Raw genomic sequence first — 21,245 nt, 5'->3', positions numbered from 1 at the left:
GGTAATGAGCAAATTTAACTAATAAATTATTCATTATATGTTTAATTGTTTGAATCAAAACAATTAATAATTTGAGATGCTTCGACATGCTCAGCATGACAAATATTTCACGTAATTTTTCAATTTGAAAATGATTCTAAATCATCTTCTCATTAACAAATTACCACATTCTCACATTATATTAATCTTGATTTAATTTTTTAACCATTGTTAAAATTGTTGCAATACCAACTGTTTCTCCCGTTTCGTCGTAAATATCAACCAACCAACGAACAATTCCTTTTGCCACATCGTTTTCATCTTTTTTCTCTTGATCGATTTTTTCTTTACACGTAAAACGCACTCCAATTGTAGAACCTGGATATACAGGCTTCACAAAACGACATTCATCTAAACCATAGTTTAATAAAACTGGACCTTTTTTCGCTAAAACAAATAAACCTGCCGCTTTAGACAATAAATAGTATCCGTGAGCAACATTACGCTCAAAAATAGTTCCTTCTAAAGAAGTTGCGTCAACGTGTGCATAGAAATTATCGCCAGATAAAGCTGCAAATGCATTAATATCTGATTGTTGAATCGTATGTTTTGCTGTGATTAATGTATCACCAACTTTAACTTCTTCGAAATGCTTCGCGAATGGATGTTTATCTTCTTCGATATAATTTGCTCCATATTGGTATTGTTGAGTAACAGCTGTTAGTTTATTTGGAGAACCCTGGATTGCTGTACGTTGCATATAGTGTAATACACCACGCTTACCTCCCATTTCTTCTCCTCCACCTGCACGACCTGGACCTCCGTGTACTAATAATGGAAGTGGTGATCCGTGACCTGTCGATTCTTTTATACATTCTGCATCCAAAATAACGATACGTCCGTGTAAAGAACCTGCATTCAATACAAATTCTGTTGCGATATCATTATCCGCAGTAACAATCGAACAAACTAACGATCCTTTCCCCATACGAACTAACTCAATTGCTTCAGCAGTTCCGTTGTAAGGAATAATTGTAGAAACTGGTCCAAAAGCTTCGATGTTGTGAACATCAGTTTTATTGAATGGATCGTTGTTTAAAAATAAAATTGGAGAAATGAAAGAACCTTTGTTTTTATCAGCACCTTTCACTTCGAAATTATCTAAGTTTCCAAAAATAATTTCTTGCGATTTAGCTAATTCTTCTACTTTCTCACGAACTTCTTTAACTTGCGTTGCTCCCGCTAAAGCTCCCATACGAACACCTTCCACATTTGGATCTCCAATTGTAGTCGTTGCTAAACGTTGTCCTAAAGCGATTTGAACATCCTCAACCAAATGAGCTGGCACCAATGCACGACGAACCGCTGTACATTTTTGTCCTGCTTTAGTTGTCATTTCACGTGTAACCTCTTTAATAAAAATATCAAATTCTGGTGAGCCAACTTGTACATCTTCTCCTAAAACACAAGCGTTTAAAGAATCTGCTTCTAAGTTGAATGGAACACCTTCTGAAGTAATTCTTGGATGTGCTTTTAACATTTGTCCTGTCCAAGCAGAACCTGTAAATGTTACAACATCTTCTGACTCTACATTATCTAAAATTCCGTTTGCTGAACCTGTGATTAATTGTAAAGCACCGTCAGGTAAAATTCCAGATTCAATGATTGCACGAACAACAGTTTCCGTTAAGAAAGAAGTAATTGTCGCAGGTTTTACAATAGCTGGAACTCCAGCCAATAAATTAACCGCAACTTTTTCTAACATTCCCCAAACTGGGAAATTGAATGCATTAATATGAATTGCAACACCTCGTTTTGGTGTTAAAATATGTGTACCTAAGAATGTTCCGTTTTTAGAGATTTTATGCGTTTCTCCTTCAACATAAAATGGTTGATCTCCGAATTGACGTCGTAAAGATGCATTGGCAAATAAGTTTCCAATTCCTCCTTCAATATCAACCCAAGAATCTGCACGAGTCGCACCTGTTGCCCAAGAAACCGTGTAAAATTCTTCTTTACGATCCATTAAGTATAAGGCTAATTTTTTCAACATTAAACCTCTTTCTTGGAACGTCATTTTACGTAAAACTGGTCCACCAACTGTACGTGCATAATCCATCATCGCACCGAAATCTAATCCAGCTGATGATGCAGTTCCTATTTCTTCGCCATTGATGGCGTTATATAACATTTGCCCTTCAGACGAACCTTTTGTCCATTGTCCTAAAGCATAATTTTCTAATTGTTTAGCCATTTTTATGTTGTTTGTGTATTTTTTTAGTTATAAGTCGTAAGTATTAAGTTATAAGTTTTTGTCATTCTGAGTTCATCTCAGAATCTCATTAAATTTAAGTGTGATACTGAAACAAGTTCAGTATGACATTTTACATAATACTTTTTACATTTTACTTACTTTCATTCCACGTTTTATAATTCGAAGCCATTGACTCGTAATAATAATCTGGAACTTCTGTTAATGGTTCACAAGGTTTTAAACTATCATGACAATCACTTGGTAATTGCATATATTGTTGAGTACCTTGATCTTTCCATTCGATCATTTGATCCGAAACTTGTTTTACGATTTTTGCAGGATTTCCAACCACTACACTTCTTGTCGGAATATGTGTATCAGCCTTTACAAAAGCTAAAGCACCAACAATACATTCGTCTTCTACCACAACATTATCCATAACAACTGCATTCATCCCAACCATACAATTACGACCAATTGTTGCGCCGTGAATAATTGCGCCGTGACCGATATGCGCTTTTTCTTTTAAATGAACTGTTGTTCCTGGAAACATATGAATCGTACAATTTTCTTGTACATTGCAATTATCTTCGATAATAATTTGTCCCCAATCACCACGTAACGCACAACCTGGACCAATGTAAACATCTTTCCCAATAATCACATTTCCTGTCACCACAGCTTGCGGATGAATAAATGCTGTTGGATGAACAACGGGTTTATATCCTTTGAATTCGTAAATCATTTTTCTAATATAGTTTTTCGTTTGACGAAATTCGAACTTAGTATTACTCGAAAAACTAACTTCGAATTTCGAATAACTATTTTATGCTCTTTCAATAATTACAGCGTAACCTTGTCCTAAACCGATACACATTGTAACCAATGCATAACGTTTTCCTGTAGCTTGTAATTCGTAAGCCGCAGAATTTAAGATACGCGCTCCTGACATTCCAAGTGGATGTCCTAAAGCGATAGCTCCACCATTTGGATTGATACGAGAATCGTTATCTACTAAACCTAATGCACGCGTACATGCTAAAGATTGCGCTGCAAAAGCTTCATTTAATTCAATTACATCAATATCATTCATTGTTAAACCAGCTTTTTCTAATGCAATTTTAGTTGCATTCACTGGTCCAATTCCCATAATGCGAGGCTCAACACCTGCAACACCAGAAGAAACAATACGTGCCATTGGTGTTAAACCAAAATCTTTAATCGCTTGTTCAGAAGCTAAAATATTCGCTGCCGCACCATCATTAAGCCCAGAAGCATTACCCGCAGTTACCGTTCCATCTGCTTTGAAAGCTGGGCGTAACTTTGATAAAATCTCCATTGTTGTATTATTCTTTGGGAATTCATCTATATCAAAAATAATAGCATCACCTTTACGTTGTGGAATAACAACAGGAACAATCTCTTTCGCTAAACGTCCATTCGCTTGCGCAGCAGCCGTTTTTTGTTGAGACCAAACCGCAAATAAATCTTGATCATCACGCGAAATATTATCACGCTCTGCTAAATTTTCAGCTGTATTACCCATTCCATCAACTCCCCACATTTCTTTCATTTTTGGGTTAATAAAACGCCAACCAAAAGTTGAGTCATAAATTTGTGCATCACCACCAAATGGAGAAGCCGATTTAGAAATTACTAAAGGTGCACGTGTCATCGATTCTGCTCCACCAGAAATCATTAATTGTGCATCACCAACCTGAATTGCTCTCGATGCTGCAATTGCAGCTGATAAGCCAGAAGCACATAAACGATTCACTGTTTCACCTGGAACTGTGTAAGGTAATCCAGATAATAAAGCCGACATACGAGCTATATTACGGTTATCCTCTCCTGCTTGATTTGCATTACCTAAAATTACATCGTAGAATGCAGCAGGATCAATTGATGGATTTCTTTTTAATAATTCGGCGATTACCATTGCCCCCATATCGTCTGGACGAACAGCAGATAATCCACCTTTTAATTTACCAATTGGAGTTCTAACTCCATCTATTATATATGTTTGGTTCATTGTTTTAAAGCTTTATGCCTAAAACATTATGCTTTAGGCAATTTATAAAATTTATTCTTCAATTAAAGGTTTACCTGTTCTAAAGCAAGTTCCTTTAAATAAAGCAATTAATTCATTATGTTGATTTGTAACTTTGATATCGTAAATACCTGTTCTTTTTGTCGAAGAAATCTCTTGCGATTCGATTGTAAAAACATCTCCATTGCGTCCAGCTTTCGTAAATGAAATATGAACATCTAAGGCTACAGAAATATTATTGTACATATTACAAGAAAAAGCAAAAGCAGAATCTGCCATCGCAAACGTTACGCCTCCGTGAACAGACCCTACTCCGTTCATCATTTCTGGGCGAATTGCTGCTTGTAATTTTGCATATCCTTCTCTAACTTCGATTACTTCTAAACCTAACCATTCACTAAATTTATCGTGGTCAAGCATTCTATTTAATAACTTTTGTGGTTCCATTTTTTTGATAATTTTTAGTAGAATGTTTTATTTTCTTTGACGAAATTTCTGATAATTGGACTTAAACGGTAACGATCTTCGTGATAATAATTGTACAATTCATCTAAATCATTTTGTACATTTTCCAGTCCATATTCATCCGCCCATTTCAATAATCCTTTTGGATAATTTACACCTTTTGTCATCGCCGTATCTAAATCTTCACGGTTTGCAATGTTTAAAAATAAAGCATCAGCTGCTTCGTTGATTAACATCACCAAAACACGTTTGTATATTTTTTCTAATAAAGCTTGATCTTGAGATGGTACTTTTTTCTCCACTCCTTCTGCATAATTGTAGAATCCTCGACTAGATTTACGTCCGTAATATCCAGCTTCGAATAAGCGTTTTTGAGAGAAAGATGGTTTAAATCTTGGATCATAAAAGAATGATTCGAAAACCGATTCGGTTACACGATAATTCACATCATGACCGATAAAATCCATTAATTCGAAGGGTCCCATACGGAAACCTCCAACAGAAGTCATCGCAAAGTCTATTGTTTCTGCATCTGCAACTCCTTCTTCTAATAAACGAATTGATTCGCTATAAAATGGACGAGCCACTCGATTGACAATAAATCCTGGCGTATCTTTCGTAATTACAGGTAATTTACCAACAGATTGAATCAAGGCTTTTACTTCTTCTGCTAAATCTTCTCGCGTTTGAACGGCTGGAATAATCTCTACCAAAGCCATTAAAGGCGCAGGATTAAAAAAGTGAATTCCAATAACACGTTCTGGTTTTGAACACGCAGATGCAATTGATGCAATTGATAATGAAGAAGTGTTTGAAGCTAAAATACATTCGTCAGAAACGAGTTCTTCCACTTGTTTGAAAACTGATTTTTTAATATCTAAATTTTCAATAATTGCTTCAATCATCAAATCAATCGATGCAAAAGCGGTTAAGCTATCTGCATATTCGATATTGTTTTGAATTTCTTGTGCTTTTTCAGCAGTATATTTTTCTTTCGCCACTAACTTCTCGAATGTCTTCGCTAAGTTTTGTTTTGAACGATCTAAAGCTTCTTTATTTGTGTCATATAAAACAACTGGATGACCAGATTGAGCAAAAACTTGCGCAATTCCAGACCCCATTGCTCCACCACCAATAATTCCTATTTTTTTCATTTCTTACTCGCCTTTAAAAACAGGATTTCTTTTCTCGATAAATGCGTCTACACCTTCTTGATAATCTGATGTATTCCCTGATTTAGCTTGAAATAATCCTTCTTGAATTAATTGTTCTTCGATTGAATTATTAAATGTTTGATTCAATAATTTCTTTGTATAAGCCAAACCTTTTGTTGGAAGATTGGCTAATTTATCAGCAATCTTTGCAACTTCAGCATCGAAAATATCATCAGCAAAAAACTCATAAATCATTCCGATTTCTTTTGCTTGAGCCGCCGAAACTTTATCTGCAAGCATCATTAAAGCAGTTGCTTTTTGAAGTCCAATTAAACGAGGTAAGAAATAAGTTCCTCCACAATCTGGGATTAAACCAATTTTAGAAAAAGCTTGAATGAAATTTGTCGATTCTTTCGCAACAACAATGTCACAAGCCAAAGCTAAATTTGCTCCCGCACCGGCAGCAACACCGTTTACAGCAGCAACAACTGGTTTGTCCATATTTCTAATTTTAAGAACCAATGGATTGTAATTTTCTTGAACGATTTTATTGAAGTCGATTTCTTTTTCTTCTAAAACTTCTCCTAAATCTTGACCAGCGCAGAATGCTTTTCCCGTTCCAGTTAAAACCACTGCACGAACAGAAACATCTTGAGCTGCAACATCCAAGTGATGTTGAAGAGATTTAATCATTTCCTGATTAAAACTGTTAAAAACAGAAGGACGATTCAACGTAATCGTAGCAATTCCTCCCTCTTGTGTGTATAGGATTGATGTTGAATTTTCCATAATTTTTTAGTGATGACATTTGAAATAATCAAATGGTTCGTGGCAACTATTGCATTGATACATAGCTTTGCAGGCCGTAGAACCAAATTGACTGATAAGTCTGGTATCTGTAGAGCCACATTGTGGACATTCTACATTTTGTTCGTCTGAAAAGAGCTCATCGCTCGAAGGATTTTTAGTTGGAGGCGCAATTCCATAAGCCTTCATTTTTTGCTTTCCTTCTTCTGTCATCCAATCAGTTGACCACGAAGGGCTCAACTGATTAATGACATTGATATTTTTGAATCCTTTTTCGATTAATTTTAAACGAACAGAAATTGAAATTGCACTCATAGCAGGACATCCAGAATAGGTTGGCGTAATTGTAACGTTGACACTTTCTTGGTCAATTAATTCAATTTTACGCACAACACCAAGATCGATTACACTAATTACAGGAATTTCTGGATCAGCGACTTCCTCCATGTAGTGCCAAATTTCTTTTTCGGTTACCATTGCGAATCTGGATAAGTTCTTTGTAAATATTGTAAATCTGTTAAGATAAATCCTAAATGCTCTGTATGAAGACCTTCTTTACCTCCTTTTTGTACAAACGCATTTTCTACATCAGCTTCGATTGTCGCTTCGTCTAAAATTGCTTTTACATTTGCTAACCAAGTTGCTTGAAATTCTTCTGGGCTTGAAATTAATCCTTCTTCAACTAAAGCTTTTTGGTAAGGTGCTAATAAAAATGCTTCTTTTACATAAGGTAAAATATTGTTTACAGCTTCCTGAATTTTATCGTGAGATTCTTGTGTTCCATCTCCTAAACGAATCATCCATTCTGATGACCATTTTAAGTGATATTTTACCTCTTTCAATGATTTTTCAGCGATGGCTTGTAATTTAAGATCTTTTACTTTCAAAAATTGCTCTAACAATAACGCATGGTAAGAATCGTAAAAGAATTGACGTGCAACTGTGTCTCCGAAATGTCCGTTTGGTAATTCAACCAACAATAAGTTTTTATATTCACGCTCTTCACGTAACATTGCTAACGTATCTTCAGTTGCTCCATTTCCGATCATTTCAGCCGCATAGTTATAATAATTAGAAGTTTGACCTAATAAATCCAACGCCATATTAGACATTGCAATGTCTTGTTCTAAAATTGGACCATGACCACACCATTCACATAAACGTTGTGCCAAAATTAGATTTGTATCCGCTAAATGCAAGATAAAATCGATGTAATTTTGATTGTTTTGATAAACTGTACTTGTCATAAATTACATGTTTTTAATTTCTTCTGGTACATCATAAAAAGTTGGATGACGGTAAACTTTGTCTTCTGCAGGATCAAAAAATTGTTCTGCTTCATCAGGATTAGAAGCATGGATATTAGCAGATTCTACCACCCAAATACTTACACCTTCTAAACGACGCGTATAAACATCACGTGCATTTTCTAGTGCCATTGTAGCATCAGCAGCATGTAAGCTCCCAACGTGTTTGTGGTCTAACCCTTGTTTACTTCTAATGAATACTTCCCATAAAGGCCAATCTCTATTTTCCATCTTTTTATGCGTTTTTGCGTTGTTCTTTTTCTAATTCTCTTTGTTTTCTTTTTTCGTGGTAAGCTATTGCAGCTTCACGAACCCAAGCTCCTTCGTTGTGAGCATTACGGCGAGCATCCAAACGTTGTTTGTTACATTTACCGTTTCCTTTCACAACATTCCAGAATTCTTCCCAATCAATTTCTCCGAATTCGTAGTGACCTGTTTCTTCATTGAATTTTAGATCTGGATCTGGAATAGTTAATCCTAAATATTCGGCTTGAGGAATAGAAATATCCACGAAACGTTGACGTAATTCGTCATTCGAGAAACGTTTGATTCTCCATTTCATTGATAATTCTGAGTTTGATGATTCTTCATCTTTTGGTCCAAACATCATTAATGTAGGCCACCACCAACGATTCATTGCATCTTGCAACATCGCTTTTTGTTCTGGTGTTCCTTTTGATAATACCACTAATGCTTCGTAACCTTGTCTTTGGTGGAAAGATTCTTCTTTACAAACACGTACCATTGCGCGAGCATAAGGTCCGTAAGAAGTTCTACATAATGGAACTTGATTCAGAATCGCAGCTCCATCTACCAACCAACCAATCATTCCGATATCTGCCCAAGTAAGGGTTGGATAATTGAAGATTGATGAATATTTAGCTTTACCTGAATGTAAATCATTTAATGTTTGAATACGGGAAACACCTAATGTTTCAGCAGCACAATATAAGTATAATCCGTGACCAGCTTCGTCTTGAACTTTCGCTAATAAGATTTTCTTTCTATTTAATGAAGGCGCTCTTGTAATCCAGTTTGCTTCTGGTAACATCCCAACAATTTCTGAGTGAGCATGTTGAGAGATTTGTCTGATTAATGTTTTACGGTATGCGTCTGGCATCCAGTCTTTTGGTTCGATACGAACTTCATTTTCAATCTTATTATCGAAGATTTCTTGAAAATCAATTTCTTTTGCACTCATTTCTAAACGTTTTTAAAGTTGATTATTTGGCATCAAAATCTACCACGACTTCTGCAGAACGAGGGTGCGCTTGACACGCTAATACAAATCCTCTTTCTAATTCATCTGGCTCAAGTGAGTAGTTGATGTCCATTTCTACCTCACCCTTCTCTACTTTACACTTACAAGTTGCGCAAACACCACCTTTACAAGCATAAGGTAAATCAGCTCCGTTTTGTAAAGCCGCATCTAAGATTGTATCGCCATTGTAACCCAAATCAATCTGTAAAGCTGTTGCATCTAATTTGATGGTTACTTTACTCATTGTATCGTCTGATTGTTTTACAGCTTTTTGACGCTCTACCTTTTTCGCTTCTGCAGATGCACTATAGAATAATTCGAAATGCAAATGTTTTGCATCAACTCCTGCTTCTACAAAAGCGTCACGACCGCTTAAAATCATTTCTTCTGGACCACAAAGGAAAACTTCGCTTACTTCTTTTGGATCGATCATATTTTGCAAGAAATATTCAATTTTTGCTTTATCAATACGACCACTCAAAATCTCAGCATCAGCCGTTTCACGACTCAAGATATTGTAAACGCTAATGCGTTCCATGTATCTATTTTTTAATGCTTCGATTTCTTCTTTAAAAATAATCGAACCTTTGTTTCTGTTTCCATATAACAGTACAAATTGACTGTTAGGTTCTGTTTGTAGAACTGTTTTGATGATAGAAAGTACTGGTGTAATTCCAGATCCCGCCACAATTCCTACATATAATTTTTTGTTGTCTTCGTGTACTTCTGTAAAGAAATTTCCTTGTGGAGTCATTACATCAAGAACATCGCCAACTTTGATTGTATCGTTAACAAATGTCGAGAAAATTCCATCCTCAATTTTCTTTACAGCAACTCTTAATTCATTATCCAAAGGACTTGAACAAATTGAGTAAGAACGTCTAATTTCTTCGTTATTGTGAAAATTCTTAAACGTTAAATATTGACCATGTTTGAATTTGAATTCTTGGTTTAATTCTTCTGGCACTTCAAATGTAACGGATACACAATCTGGTGTTTCCTTTTTTACATTTTTAACGCGTAATTGGTGAAAATTTATAGCCATATTATTTTTGAAATCCGTTAATTAATAGTGTCATTAAGTCATTTTCTAATTGCTCTGGTGAGATATCTCGTCCAGGTTTGTACCACAATTCTATCCAACGTAATGATGATAATAAAGTAAATAAAGCAACCGAAACATTCAAGTCTTTAAATTCGCCTGCTGCAATTCCTGCTTTGATAAGATTAGCGATTCTTTTTTCGTATCCTTTTCGAATTGTTTTATACAAATCCTTTTTCGTATCCGAAAGATTTTTCCAATCATTATTTGCAACAGAAACTTCGTTTGGCTCATCAATAATCATTCTGACATGCAATTGAATTAAATCTCTCAATTTCTGAACATTTGATTCGTTTGTATCTTCGATCGAGCTAATGTGAGAAACATATTGATTAGCAACTTTAAAACAAATCTCTTCTAAAATTTCGTCCTTCGAACGAATGTGATTGTATAAACTTGCCGCTTCCATTCCAACCTTTTCAGCCAGTTCGCGCATTGATGTTGCCGAATAACCTTTTTGTTTAAAGATTAAGGCAGCTTCTTGAATAATCAGTTCTTTTTTACTTTGTTTAGGCATATATTTATAAATGTCTGTTATCGATGATTCGGTTTAATTTTCCTCCTTCACTTTTCGGAAGTTCATCAACTTGATACAATTTAACATTCATTCCTAATCCAATATTGTCTCTAATTTTTTTGTGAATATTAGAGATTAATTTGCAACATGCATGATTAGATTCGTCGTTCAAATTATCACAAGTGAAACCTTGGCTTGCAAAATAGTCAGGATTAATTTCAAATCCAACTTCTACAGCATCCATATTTTTAGGTTTTGTTAAAACTACTTGATAATTTGGCGATAATTCTGGAAATTCTGGAATAAAATCAGCGATTTGTGTGTGAAAGAAATTTACACCTCTAATAATCATCATATCATCTGCACGACCAATAATTGGTCCCATTTTGATATGCGTTCTTTTCTTAGAATATTCGTACGTAAGGGTTGTGATATCTCCCGTCCAATAACGCACCAATGGTAAAGCTTCTTTTGTTAACGTTGTAATCACTAAAACTCCAGGTTGTCCATAAGGCACAGGCTCACCTGTTTTCTCGTCTACAATCTCTGGAAAGAAGTGGTCTTCCCAAATGTAAGATCCTGTTCCTTGCTCTTCATAATCTTCATTAGATACACCAGGTCCGATAATTTCGCTCAATCCATAGATATTAGAAGCTTTGATGTTTAAACTTCCTTCTACTTCTTGGCGTAATGCTTCTGACCATGGTTCTGATCCTAAAATAGCAAACTTAAGATTTAAGCTTTCTAATGATTCGCCTCTTTTCTTGATTTCCTCAGCTACTGTTAATGCATACGATGGTGTTGCACAAATCGCATCAGCCTGAAAATCTTTCAACAACATAATTTGTTTTTCAGTATTTCCACCAGAAATAGGAACAACTGTCATTCCTAACTTTTCTGCTCCATAATGTAATCCCAAACCTCCTGTAAACAAACCATAACCATAAGCATTTTGTAATGTCATTCCTGGTTCGCATCCAGAAGCCGCTAAAGAACGTGCTACTACTTCTGAAAATAATTCGATGTCATTTTTGGTATAACCTACAACAGTTGGTTTTCCTGTTGTGCCGCTTGAACAATGTAAACGGATTACGTTGCTCTTTGGTTCTGCAAATAATCCGAACGGATAGTTCTCTCTTAAATGTGTTTTTTTGGTGAAAGGTAATTTGTGTAGATCTTCAACACCTTTGATGTCTTCTGGTTTTATTCCAGCCGCATCAAATGCTTCTTTATAAAAAGGTACATTGTTGTACACTTTTTGTAACATGTTTTGAAGTCTTTCGTTTTGAAGAACGCGCAATTTTTCAATTGGCATTTGTTCTATCTCGGGATTAAATATCATAATTTTTGCAGATTTTGATTTTTGATAACAACAAATTTAATCAAAAAATTAACATAAACTAACGAACGTTAGTTTTTTTGGTGTAAAATTTACAATTATAATTAACTATCACACTAATTAATAATATAAAACATTATTAATCAACACCTTTAACTTTTCTGCATTTGGTAACATTTCTGTTTCTAAAGTCGAATTTAATGGAATTGCTGGCATATCTTGCGCTCCTAACACACGAATTGGTGCATCTAAATACTCAAAACACTCTTCATTAATTAAGCCTGAAATGCTCTGTGCAAAAGAGTTTTGCTTCGCTTCTTCTGTCAAAACAATACAACGATTGTGTTTTTTTACACTATTAAAGATTGTTTCTTCATCTAACGGAACTAAAGTTCTTAAATCGATAATTTCGACTTGATTAGGAAAACCCTTTGCCGCTTGTTTTGCCCAATACACTCCCATTCCGTATGTAATAATCGAAACAGAATTATGATTTTGAGAAGATTCAGCCGTTAAAACTTCACGTGCTTTACCAAAAGGCAATACATAATCTTCGTCCGGCTCAACTGTCGCAGCATCTTCTGTTCCTTTTATTTTACTCCAATACAACCCTTTGTGCTCTAGCATTACCACAGGATTTGGATCGTAATAAGCTGCTTTCATCAAACCTTTCAAATCCGCTCCAGTAGATGGATACGCAATTTTAATTCCTTTAATATTCGTCAAAACACTTTCTACAGAACTTGAATGATAAGGGCCTCCACTTCCGTACGCACCAATTGGCACACGTAAAATCATCGAAACAGGCCATTTACCATTCGATAAGTAATTAGAACGCGCTACTTCTGTAAACAATTGATTAAGACCTGGCCAAATATAATCTGCAAATTGCACCTCAACAATTGGTTTTAAGCCAACTGCAGACATTCCAACTGTAGATCCGATTATAAACGCTTCTTGAATTGGTGTATTAAATACACGATTTTTACCATATTGTTTTGCTAAAGTTGCTGCTTCACGAAAAACTCCGCCCAAACGCAATCCTACATCTTGTCCATATAATAAAGCTTCTGGATGTTCTGCCATCAATTCGCGAATCGCAAATAATGCAGAATCTACCATTACTGTTTTTTCTTTTCCTTCTGGTGAACGATTTCCTTTTTCTTCGTTAATCGGTGTTGGCGCAAAAACATGCGTATATAAATCTTCGGGATGAGGATCTTCTGCTTTTAACGCTTCTTGATATTCAGCCTGAACTTGTTCTTTTATCTTATTTTCAATTTCGATTAAATCAATTTCATCGAAACCTTCATTTAATAATGTATCCTTTAATTTTTCGTAAGGATCACGAGATTGTGCTTCCTCTAAATCATCTCTGTACCATTCTTTGCGAACGCCAGATGTATGATGATTCAATAAAGGAACTTTTGCATGAACCAAAATCGGACGACGTTCTGTACGAATAATTTCAATTGCACGTTGAATCGTTTCAAAAGAAGCCAAGAAATCCGTTCCATCAACCACAAAAACCTCTAAACCTTTGAAACCTTTCGCATAATGGGCGATATCCTGCGCACGAATTTCATCTGCCGATGCAGAAATATCCCATTCGTTATCTTGAACCAAATATAAAATTGGCAATTGTTTCAGTGCTGCCATTTGGAAAGCTTCTGCCACTTCGCCTTCTGTACAAGACGCATCTCCTAATGAACAAACCGCAATTGGTTTTACATCTTCGTCACAAAGACCTTCTAATTCTTTGTACTGCATTCCCATCGCAATTCCCGTTGTTGGAATCGCTTGCATTCCCGTTGCACTACTCTGATGTGGAATTTTCGGCATATTATCACGACGCAAACTTGGATGAGAATAATAGGTTCTTCCTCCAGAAAAAATATCGTCGCGTTTTGCTAATAATTGCAGCATCAATTCATAAGGCGTAATTCCGATTGATAGTAACATTGCATCGTCACGGTAATAAGCGCTTAAATAATCTTGTGGTAATAATTGTAATCCTGTTGCAATTTGAATTGCTTCGTGTCCACGCGCTGTTGCGTGTACATATTTGCTTGTTACAGCTTTATTTTCTTCGTATAATTCGGTTAAAGATTTTGCAGTAACCAATAATTCGTATGCTTGTTTAAGTAATGTTCTTGTTGATAATGTGGTTTCCATTCTGATTAAATTTGCGTGTTAACATCCCAATTCTCCATGTAATCTGAAATTCGTTTCAAGAAAACACCTCCCAAAGATCCGTCTATCACACGATGATCAAACGAAAGTGACAAATACATAAATTGTCTTGCTACGATAATATCTCCAAATTCAGTTTCTAAAACCGCAGGTTTTTTCTTGATCACACCAGTCGCTAAAATTGCCACTTCAGGTTGATTGATAATTGGCGTTCCCATCAAATTACCAAAAGTCCCCACATTACTTATTGTGAACGTTCCTCCACGAACATCATCTGGCGAAAGTTTATTATTTCTTGCTTTATCTACAATTGAATTTACACCTTTTGCTAAACCTTCTAAATTTAATTCATTGGCTTGATGAATAACAGGAACAATCAAATTATTGTTTGGTAAAGCCGTTGCAATTCCAATATTTATCTCATTGTGTTTGATTATTTTAGTCTCAGTCTCATCAACTGATACATTAATCATAGGAAAGTCTTTAATTGCTCGTACAACACAATCTACAATTAACGGCGTAAACGTTAATTTCTGTTTGTATTTTGCTTCAAAAGGAGCTTTATTTTCTTCGCGCCATTTCACAAAATTCGTTACATCAGGTTCAACATAAGCCGTCACATGAGGCGAAGTTTGTTTACTCTTTTTCATGTGTTTCGAAATCACTTGACGCATTTTATCCATCTCAATGATTTCATCTTTCGCTCCAAAAGAAGAACTTGAAACTATATTATTTTGACTTAAAGTATTACTTGAATTATTAGTTGTAAATGATTTATTTTGAATATAATTCATTACATCATTTTTCGAAATTCTTCCATCACGTCCAGAACCTTTTATTTGTGAAATATCAGTTGATTGAAGATTTTCTTTTTGAATAATACTTTTTACCAAAGGTGATAAAAATTGATTTGTATCGATTGAATTTATAGTTTGTGAAATTGTAACAGTTTCAATCTTTTTTTCTTCAACATTTTCAGTTTTTTGAGCTGATTGTTGTTGAGTTTCTGAAGGCTCAATTAAAGCGAAAACTTCTCCTATTTTTATCTCATCTCCTTCATTAAATCTAAACTCAATAATTTTTCCAGCAGTTGTAGAAGGCACATCAGAATCTACTTTATCCGTCGAAACTTCGGCAATTACTTCATCCTCATGAATGAAATCACCAACGTTTTTTGTAAAACGAACCAACTGTACAGACTCAACACTTTCTCCCAATTTTGGAATCGTTAGTTCTATATTCTTCATTTTATTTGTTTGCAGTTTTGAGCGTTGAATATAATCATTTTTTATAAAAACTAATGAATGTTAGTTGAAATATTCATTGAAATTTTCCTTTTTTAGTGTAGCTATTACATTATCCAAAACTCATACCTATTAAAACCTCATCACCAAACCAACTCCAGCTTGATTATTTTGATAAACAGGAAAAACCATTGTCGCCACTTTTGATTCTTTATTTTTTGGATAAAACCAATTGTTAATCGTAGGAAATAACCAATACGCCAATTCCGTCGATAAAATTCCTATTCCCGCTCCAGCAACAACATCTCCAACCCAATGGCGATTATTGATAACACGATAAACACCCGTAAAAGCAGCCAAAGGATATCCAGCCAAACTCAACCAAAAATTAGAATCTTGGTATTCTCGAAACATAAATTGAGCCGTAGAAAACGCATTTGCCGTATGTCCAGAAGGAAAAGAAAGATTGTTTGTACCATCGGGTCTTTCCTCTTGCACAGCGTGCTTTAGTCCCATTACCAAACCTGTATTGATGATTTGAGAAGCTGCAAAAATTATTGTACGATCTCGTAAATTATGTTTCCCTTGAACGCCAGCCAAATTCAATCCATAAACCGCCGCTGCAGGTAAATATTGTGTATAATTATCATATTTATTTCCTTTTGTTTTATCTTCTAAAATTTCGTTTTGAGTAGATTTATTTAAATTATCCAATGCTGGAATTGCCAAACTCAAACTTCCGTATGTAATTAAAGTCGCAGGAATAATCAACTTTTTGGCGTTGAAATGATAAACTTTATCTTCTGGATTAAATGTTTGCTTTGGAATAGAATCAAGTTGAATAGAATCGGTTTTAGTTTGCTGAATTGTATCTTGTGCATTTCCTTTTATCGAAAATATTGAAAGTAATACACAATTCATGACTATCGTTTTTGTTTTAATTTGGTTCATTTTCACATTCATTTTATTGAACAAATGTATTTGAAACCTCCTTACACAAAACTTAAAATTTGATTAAGAAAAAAGCCATTAGAAATAATCCAATGGCTTTAAAAAAAATATCTATTTATAAATTTCCTCGACGTTCTTGCTCTCTTTCTAAGGCTTCGAACAATGCTTTGAAATTACCTGCTCCAAACGATTGGGCTCCATGACGCTCGATAATTTCGTAGAATAATGTTGGACGATCTTCGACTGGTTTCGTAAAAATTTGTAACAAATAACCTTCTTCATCACAATCAACCAAAATTCCTAGATCTTGTAACTTCTTAATATCCTCATCAATTTCACCCACACGTTCTGGAATCATATCGTAATAAGCCTCTGGTGGCGCAGATAAAAACTCTACTCCACGAGATTTAAGTTCTGTCACAGTTTTTACAATATCCTTAGTTGCAACTGCAATATGCTGCACTCCTTCTCCTTCGTAAAAATCTAAATATTCTTCAACTTGAGATTTCTTTTGACCTTCTGCAGGCTCATTAATAGGAAATTTTGAATAACCATTTCCGTTACTCATCACTTTCGACATTAATGCTGAATATTCCGTATTGATTTGTTTATCATCAAACGACAAAATATTTACAAATCCCATTACATCTTGGTACCAAGCAACCGCCTCGTTCATACGATTCCAACCCACATTACCAACACAGTGATCCACATACAATAAACCACAATCTGTTGGTTGATATGTTGATTCAGACTTCACATAGCCTGGCATAAAAGGACCTTCATAATTTTTACGTTCGATGAACATATGCACGGTTTCACCATATGTATAAATTCCAGACATTTTTACTTCACCAAACTCATCTGTAATCGTAGTTGGTTCCATATAAGGTTTTCCTCCACGTTTCGTTGTTTGCTCAAAAGCATCGTACGCATCATCTACCCAAAGTGCTAAAATTTTAACTCCATCACCATGTTTCATTGCATGTTGACAAATTGGAGAATCTGATTTTAAACCAGAAGTTAATACCAAACGAATCTTCCCTTGTTGTAAAACATAAGAAGCTCTATCTCTCACTCCAGTTTCTGGGCCAGCATACGCAACTTCCTGAAATCCAAAAGCTGTTTTGTAATAATGTGCAGATTGTTTTGCATTACCAACATAAAACTCGATATAATCGGTTCCATTAATTGGAAGAAAGTCTTGTGCTAATGCTATTTTTTCAGCAAATGTTTGTGTACTCATTTTTATTGTGTTTTTTATTTTATTGTATTCAGTAAAAAGTAAAATGTATTAAGTTTTACTATAATTATTTAGATTCTTCGACAAGCTCAGAATGACAGTTACGCCAAGCTTAATTTATTCCAGCTTTTCTTCAAATTAACTTATGAGATATTGAAACAAGTTCACGATGACAAATCGCGCAACTCATAACTCATAACTCATAACTCATAACTTTTAATAAAGCCAAGATTTATAATAATCTGGATCTTCTATTTCTAACGCTTGTTCAGTTAACATCAATGGACGGAAAGGATCAATCATCACCGCTAATTCGTGTGTTTCTTTCGCTCCAATTGATTTTTCAACTGTACCAGGATGTGGACCATGCGGAATTCCTGCTGGATGTAATGTAATTTGTCCTTTCTCCACCGATTTTCTCGACATAAAATCTCCATCCACATAATATAATATCTCATCAGAATCGACATTACTATGGTTATAAGGTGCTGGAATCGCATTTGGATGATAATCGAAAAGACGCGGAACAAAACTACAAATCACAAAACCTGCACCTTCGAAAGTTTGATGAACAGGTGGTGGCTGATGAATACGCCCTGTAATTGGCTCGAAATTATGAATAGAAAAAGCCCATGGATAATGATAACCATCCCAACCTACAAAATCAAAAGGATGAGTTCCATAAACGTAAGGATAAATTAATCCTTCTTTTTTGATCATAATCTTGAAATCTCCGTGTTCATCATTTGTTTCAAGATTTTGAGGACGTTTAATATCACGCTCGCAAAAAGGCGAATGTTCCATTAATTGTCCAAAATGATTGCGATAACGACGAGGTGTTTCAACTGGGCTAAATGATTCTGTAATAAACAATCGGTTATTAGAATCATTAAAATGAAGTTGATAAATAATTCCACGTGGAATCACTAAATAATCTCCATATTCAAATTCAATTTGTCCATAACCAGTTTTTAAAACTCCAGAACCTTCGTGTATAAAAATTACTTCATCCGCCATCGAATTTTTGTAGAAATAATCAGTCATCGATTCTTGTGGCGCAGCCAATGAAATATGCAAATCATTGTTAACCAAAACTGGTACACGAGATTCTAAATAATCTTTGGTAGGTTCTACTTTAAAACCTTTTAAAGAGGTATGTTTTAAATGTTTTGCGCGGGCAATTTTTGGCTCTACCGAATAAGGTTCGCTAATCGCTTTTACCAAAGTTGGTGGATAACAGTGGTAAACATTGGAATACGTACTCGAAAATCCATGCGTAGAAACTAATTCTTCTGCATATAATTCTCCATTTGGTTTTCGGAATACCGTATGTCGCTTTTGTGGGAATTCTCCCAAATGATGATAAAGTGGCATATCGTATTTTGTTTGTTATTTTGATGAAAAGGGATATAGATGACGAAATTCGTCAACAAATAATCTGCAATATTCTAGTGTGAATATTGAGCAAATACAATTTTGGAAAGTAAAGCAGAAGTTTGCTTATTCATTCCAACAAATAAAGGTTTAATATTTTCTTTAATTGTTTGCATTTCTTTTCTGTGGCTATCTCAAAGATAGAAACATTTTTTGATTGTACAAAATACCTTACTAAAAAATGCTTTACAACAATTATTTTCAATATCTTTAAAAAACTACATATAACCCGTAGTGCATTATTGAATTAGATTAATTTTGGCTTGATCCAAAGCGAACCAAAAAAATCAAGTCCGTGCCTACAAGTCGGTCAATAACGACTACTCACTAAATGCTTTAGAACATTCGCATATGAAATGCGAACATAAATCATTTTTAACGCTCACTACGCCGAATTGACGCTCGACTCTTCAGCAATGACGGTTTTAGAACTCGTTGTTAAAATGAATTTGAATATTGAAAAAGAATTAAGAAACTGGCATTAAAACTCACACGTTAAGAAAATGATTGAATAAAACGTAAAAAAGGTTTTAGCCCGTAGGGTTTTTAAAATCTTTAGTGAAATGAGAACATTTTTAGTAGAGAGGTTTACAGCCAAGAGTTTTTTGATTACTTTTTTGCTCATAAAAAAGTGATAGAAAGATTATTCTCGTTTTTCAAAACTATATTTCATTCATTTTTTATTCATGAGTTATTATGATTTTCATAATGACTATTTTATTTAATAAGTAAAATAATTACATCAAAATTTATATAAATCCATATTTTGAAAATCAAACTGAAATACACTATAGCTATCTAGTAAAAAAATAAAGGTTTTACACAAAAGACAAAAATAATCCCAAAACAACAGTATCAGAAAACAACTGCTCTTTCATATAAAAATCTATTTATTTTTTTTACTTTACCCCTATTTTGTTCAAAATTCATTCGACCATTATTCGACAAAACACCCAATTTTTCCGAACCTTTATCGAAGCACACTCGAACAAACACTATTTCTAATCTTATCATTTTTGCTTCAAACCCTCTCTAATAAAGGAAAGTTATGTTTTTCATCTTTTTTCTACTCTCCTTCATACTGGACAAAAATGGACAATAGCGGTTATTAATGGCATATACTAGCTATCGCATCTTAAAACCTCAAAACCAATATATTACCCCACTAACTCACTGTTAAATAATATAAAAAAATTAAGATTATGGCCGAAATAAAAATAGGAATACTTAGCGGATTCTCAGGAAAAGTAGGAACAGTGATTGGTGTCAACTGGCGTGAAAAGTATATTATCCGAATTCTACCAAAAGCACTTAAAAAGGAGCTTAATCTAACAGATAAACTTTAGAGATATTTTTTTATAACGTTAATTATTTTTCCAACTTTTGCTTAATAAGGGGCTATAATATATAAAATTGCTACTTATTACTATTTTTAATATAGACTATTTTTGATCATAATTCTTCTTACTTTAATCGTTGAACAATTACTCTATCAATTGTTTTATTATCATTATAAGAAGGATTAATATCTGATGTAGCTTTAGAATTTTCTATATTTATTACAACTTTAGAAGAAAGTACTTGAAATTTTGCAATAAGAAAAAGTAATCATTTTTTATAGTTTTTTTTTCTATGACATAAAATATTACTTTTCTACCCGTAGTGCATTTAGATAATATTAATTTTTAAGTTGTTAATATTTCTATTTTGGTTTCTGTTTATTGTTTGAATAATAGTAAGCGTGAGTATTTTAGATAGTATCCTTGTTTTAAAGCCTAAAAAGCTTTTAGCGTAATTACGTCTAATCATGAACTGGTCACAGAGTTGAGAGAATAACGTTTCTATCCTTTTTCTGTATTTGCGTATTACAAAAGGCTGATCTTTATAGTTTTTTTGATTTGTTCTCATAGGAACTTCCAGCTTTATATTGTGTGATGTAAACAAA

20 protein-coding genes are annotated in these 21,245 nt (G+C 34.3%); 1 reads left to right on the top strand and 19 read right to left on the bottom strand.

Annotation, left to right across the window (positions count from 1 at the left end):
• Positions 1–181 precede the first annotated feature (181 nt).
• From paaZ to B3I31_RS08770, 18 genes are all read right to left on the bottom strand, one after another.
• The gene (gene paaZ, locus B3I31_RS08855; protein WP_286496260.1) at positions 182–2,233 is read right to left on the bottom strand and encodes a phenylacetic acid degradation bifunctional protein PaaZ; all 2,052 of its coding nucleotides are present in this window, start codon (positions 2,231–2,233) and stop codon (positions 182–184) included.
• A gap of 151 nt (positions 2,234–2,384) precedes the next feature.
• Entirely contained in the window at positions 2,385–2,978 is a 594-nt protein-coding gene (locus B3I31_RS08850; protein ID WP_219035117.1) for a transferase hexapeptide repeat family protein, read from the bottom strand.
• Positions 2,979–3,059: 81 nt separating this feature from the next.
• Positions 3,060–4,265, bottom strand: coding sequence for a 3-oxoadipyl-CoA thiolase (gene pcaF, locus B3I31_RS08845; RefSeq protein WP_286496259.1), 1,206 nt, complete (start codon positions 4,263–4,265; stop codon positions 3,060–3,062).
• Positions 4,266–4,316: 51 nt separating this feature from the next.
• A complete protein-coding gene (gene paaI / locus B3I31_RS08840; protein WP_286496258.1) occupies positions 4,317–4,730 on the bottom strand; it encodes a hydroxyphenylacetyl-CoA thioesterase PaaI in 414 nt (137 codons plus the stop codon).
• A gap of 14 nt (positions 4,731–4,744) precedes the next feature.
• Positions 4,745–5,902, bottom strand: coding sequence for a 3-hydroxyacyl-CoA dehydrogenase NAD-binding domain-containing protein (locus tag B3I31_RS08835; RefSeq protein ID WP_286496257.1), 1,158 nt, complete (start codon positions 5,900–5,902; stop codon positions 4,745–4,747).
• A 3-nt stretch (positions 5,903–5,905) separates the two neighbouring features.
• Positions 5,906–6,691, bottom strand: coding sequence for an enoyl-CoA hydratase-related protein (locus B3I31_RS08830; RefSeq protein ID WP_038335712.1), 786 nt, complete (start codon positions 6,689–6,691; stop codon positions 5,906–5,908).
• A 6-nt stretch (positions 6,692–6,697) separates the two neighbouring features.
• The gene (gene paaD / locus B3I31_RS08825; RefSeq protein WP_286496256.1) at positions 6,698–7,186 is read right to left on the bottom strand and encodes a 1,2-phenylacetyl-CoA epoxidase subunit PaaD; all 489 of its coding nucleotides are present in this window, start codon (positions 7,184–7,186) and stop codon (positions 6,698–6,700) included.
• The gene (gene paaC / locus B3I31_RS08820) at positions 7,180–7,956 is read right to left on the bottom strand and encodes a 1,2-phenylacetyl-CoA epoxidase subunit PaaC (RefSeq protein ID WP_286496255.1); all 777 of its coding nucleotides are present in this window, start codon (positions 7,954–7,956) and stop codon (positions 7,180–7,182) included. Before paaC ends, paaD begins: the two co-directional genes overlap by 7 nt.
• A gap of 3 nt (positions 7,957–7,959) precedes the next feature.
• Positions 7,960–8,247, bottom strand: coding sequence for a 1,2-phenylacetyl-CoA epoxidase subunit PaaB (paaB, locus tag B3I31_RS08815; protein ID WP_038335709.1), 288 nt, complete (start codon positions 8,245–8,247; stop codon positions 7,960–7,962).
• A gap of 4 nt (positions 8,248–8,251) precedes the next feature.
• Positions 8,252–9,217 carry a 1,2-phenylacetyl-CoA epoxidase subunit PaaA gene (gene paaA, locus B3I31_RS08810; protein ID WP_286496254.1) on the bottom strand — a complete coding sequence of 322 codons (966 nt, stop codon included), beginning with the start codon at positions 9,215–9,217 and terminating at the stop codon, positions 8,252–8,254.
• Between the two features lie 22 nt (positions 9,218–9,239).
• Positions 9,240–10,322: a 1,2-phenylacetyl-CoA epoxidase subunit PaaE gene (gene paaE / locus B3I31_RS08805; RefSeq protein ID WP_286496253.1), complete on the bottom strand. Its 1,083-nt coding sequence runs from the start codon at positions 10,320–10,322 to the stop codon at positions 9,240–9,242.
• Position 10,323: 1 nt separating this feature from the next.
• The gene (locus tag B3I31_RS08800; protein ID WP_038335706.1) at positions 10,324–10,896 is read right to left on the bottom strand and encodes a TetR/AcrR family transcriptional regulator; all 573 of its coding nucleotides are present in this window, start codon (positions 10,894–10,896) and stop codon (positions 10,324–10,326) included.
• Between the two features lie 4 nt (positions 10,897–10,900).
• Complete coding sequence (locus B3I31_RS08795; RefSeq protein ID WP_221855025.1) at positions 10,901–12,238, bottom strand: phenylacetate--CoA ligase family protein; 1,338 nt, start codon at positions 12,236–12,238, stop codon at positions 10,901–10,903.
• 117 nt (positions 12,239–12,355) lie between these two features.
• Positions 12,356–14,410, bottom strand: a complete 2,055-nt coding sequence (locus tag B3I31_RS08790; RefSeq protein ID WP_291087935.1) for an alpha-ketoacid dehydrogenase subunit alpha/beta — start codon at positions 14,408–14,410, stop codon at positions 12,356–12,358.
• Positions 14,411–14,415: 5 nt separating this feature from the next.
• The gene (locus B3I31_RS08785; protein ID WP_291087932.1) at positions 14,416–15,675 is read right to left on the bottom strand and encodes a dihydrolipoamide acetyltransferase family protein; all 1,260 of its coding nucleotides are present in this window, start codon (positions 15,673–15,675) and stop codon (positions 14,416–14,418) included.
• A gap of 129 nt (positions 15,676–15,804) precedes the next feature.
• Entirely contained in the window at positions 15,805–16,593 is a 789-nt protein-coding gene (locus B3I31_RS08780; RefSeq protein ID WP_291062426.1) for a phosphatase PAP2 family protein, read from the bottom strand.
• A 145-nt stretch (positions 16,594–16,738) separates the two neighbouring features.
• Positions 16,739–17,869, bottom strand: a complete 1,131-nt coding sequence (gene hppD / locus B3I31_RS08775; RefSeq protein WP_286500594.1) for a 4-hydroxyphenylpyruvate dioxygenase — start codon at positions 17,867–17,869, stop codon at positions 16,739–16,741.
• A 213-nt stretch (positions 17,870–18,082) separates the two neighbouring features.
• A complete protein-coding gene (locus B3I31_RS08770) occupies positions 18,083–19,240 on the bottom strand; it encodes a homogentisate 1,2-dioxygenase (protein ID WP_221855015.1) in 1,158 nt (385 codons plus the stop codon).
• 1,262 nt (positions 19,241–20,502) lie between these two features.
• Between B3I31_RS08770 and B3I31_RS08765 the strand changes: the two genes are divergently transcribed.
• The gene (locus tag B3I31_RS08765; protein WP_185144204.1) at positions 20,503–20,646 is read left to right on the top strand and encodes a hypothetical protein; all 144 of its coding nucleotides are present in this window, start codon (positions 20,503–20,505) and stop codon (positions 20,644–20,646) included.
• A 322-nt stretch (positions 20,647–20,968) separates the two neighbouring features.
• Here B3I31_RS08765 and B3I31_RS08760 read toward each other — a convergent pair.
• The coding region (locus B3I31_RS08760) for a transposase (protein ID WP_291087929.1) at positions 20,969–21,245 on the bottom strand (277 nt) is incomplete at its 5' end.

The organism is Empedobacter sp. UBA3475 (genome assembly GCF_002378465.1).
Taxonomy (GTDB): Bacteria; Bacteroidota; Bacteroidia; order Flavobacteriales; family Weeksellaceae; genus Empedobacter; species Empedobacter falsenii_B.
The sequence above is the reverse complement of the archived record's forward strand: the minus strand, read 5'-3'. Positions and strand labels throughout refer to the sequence as shown.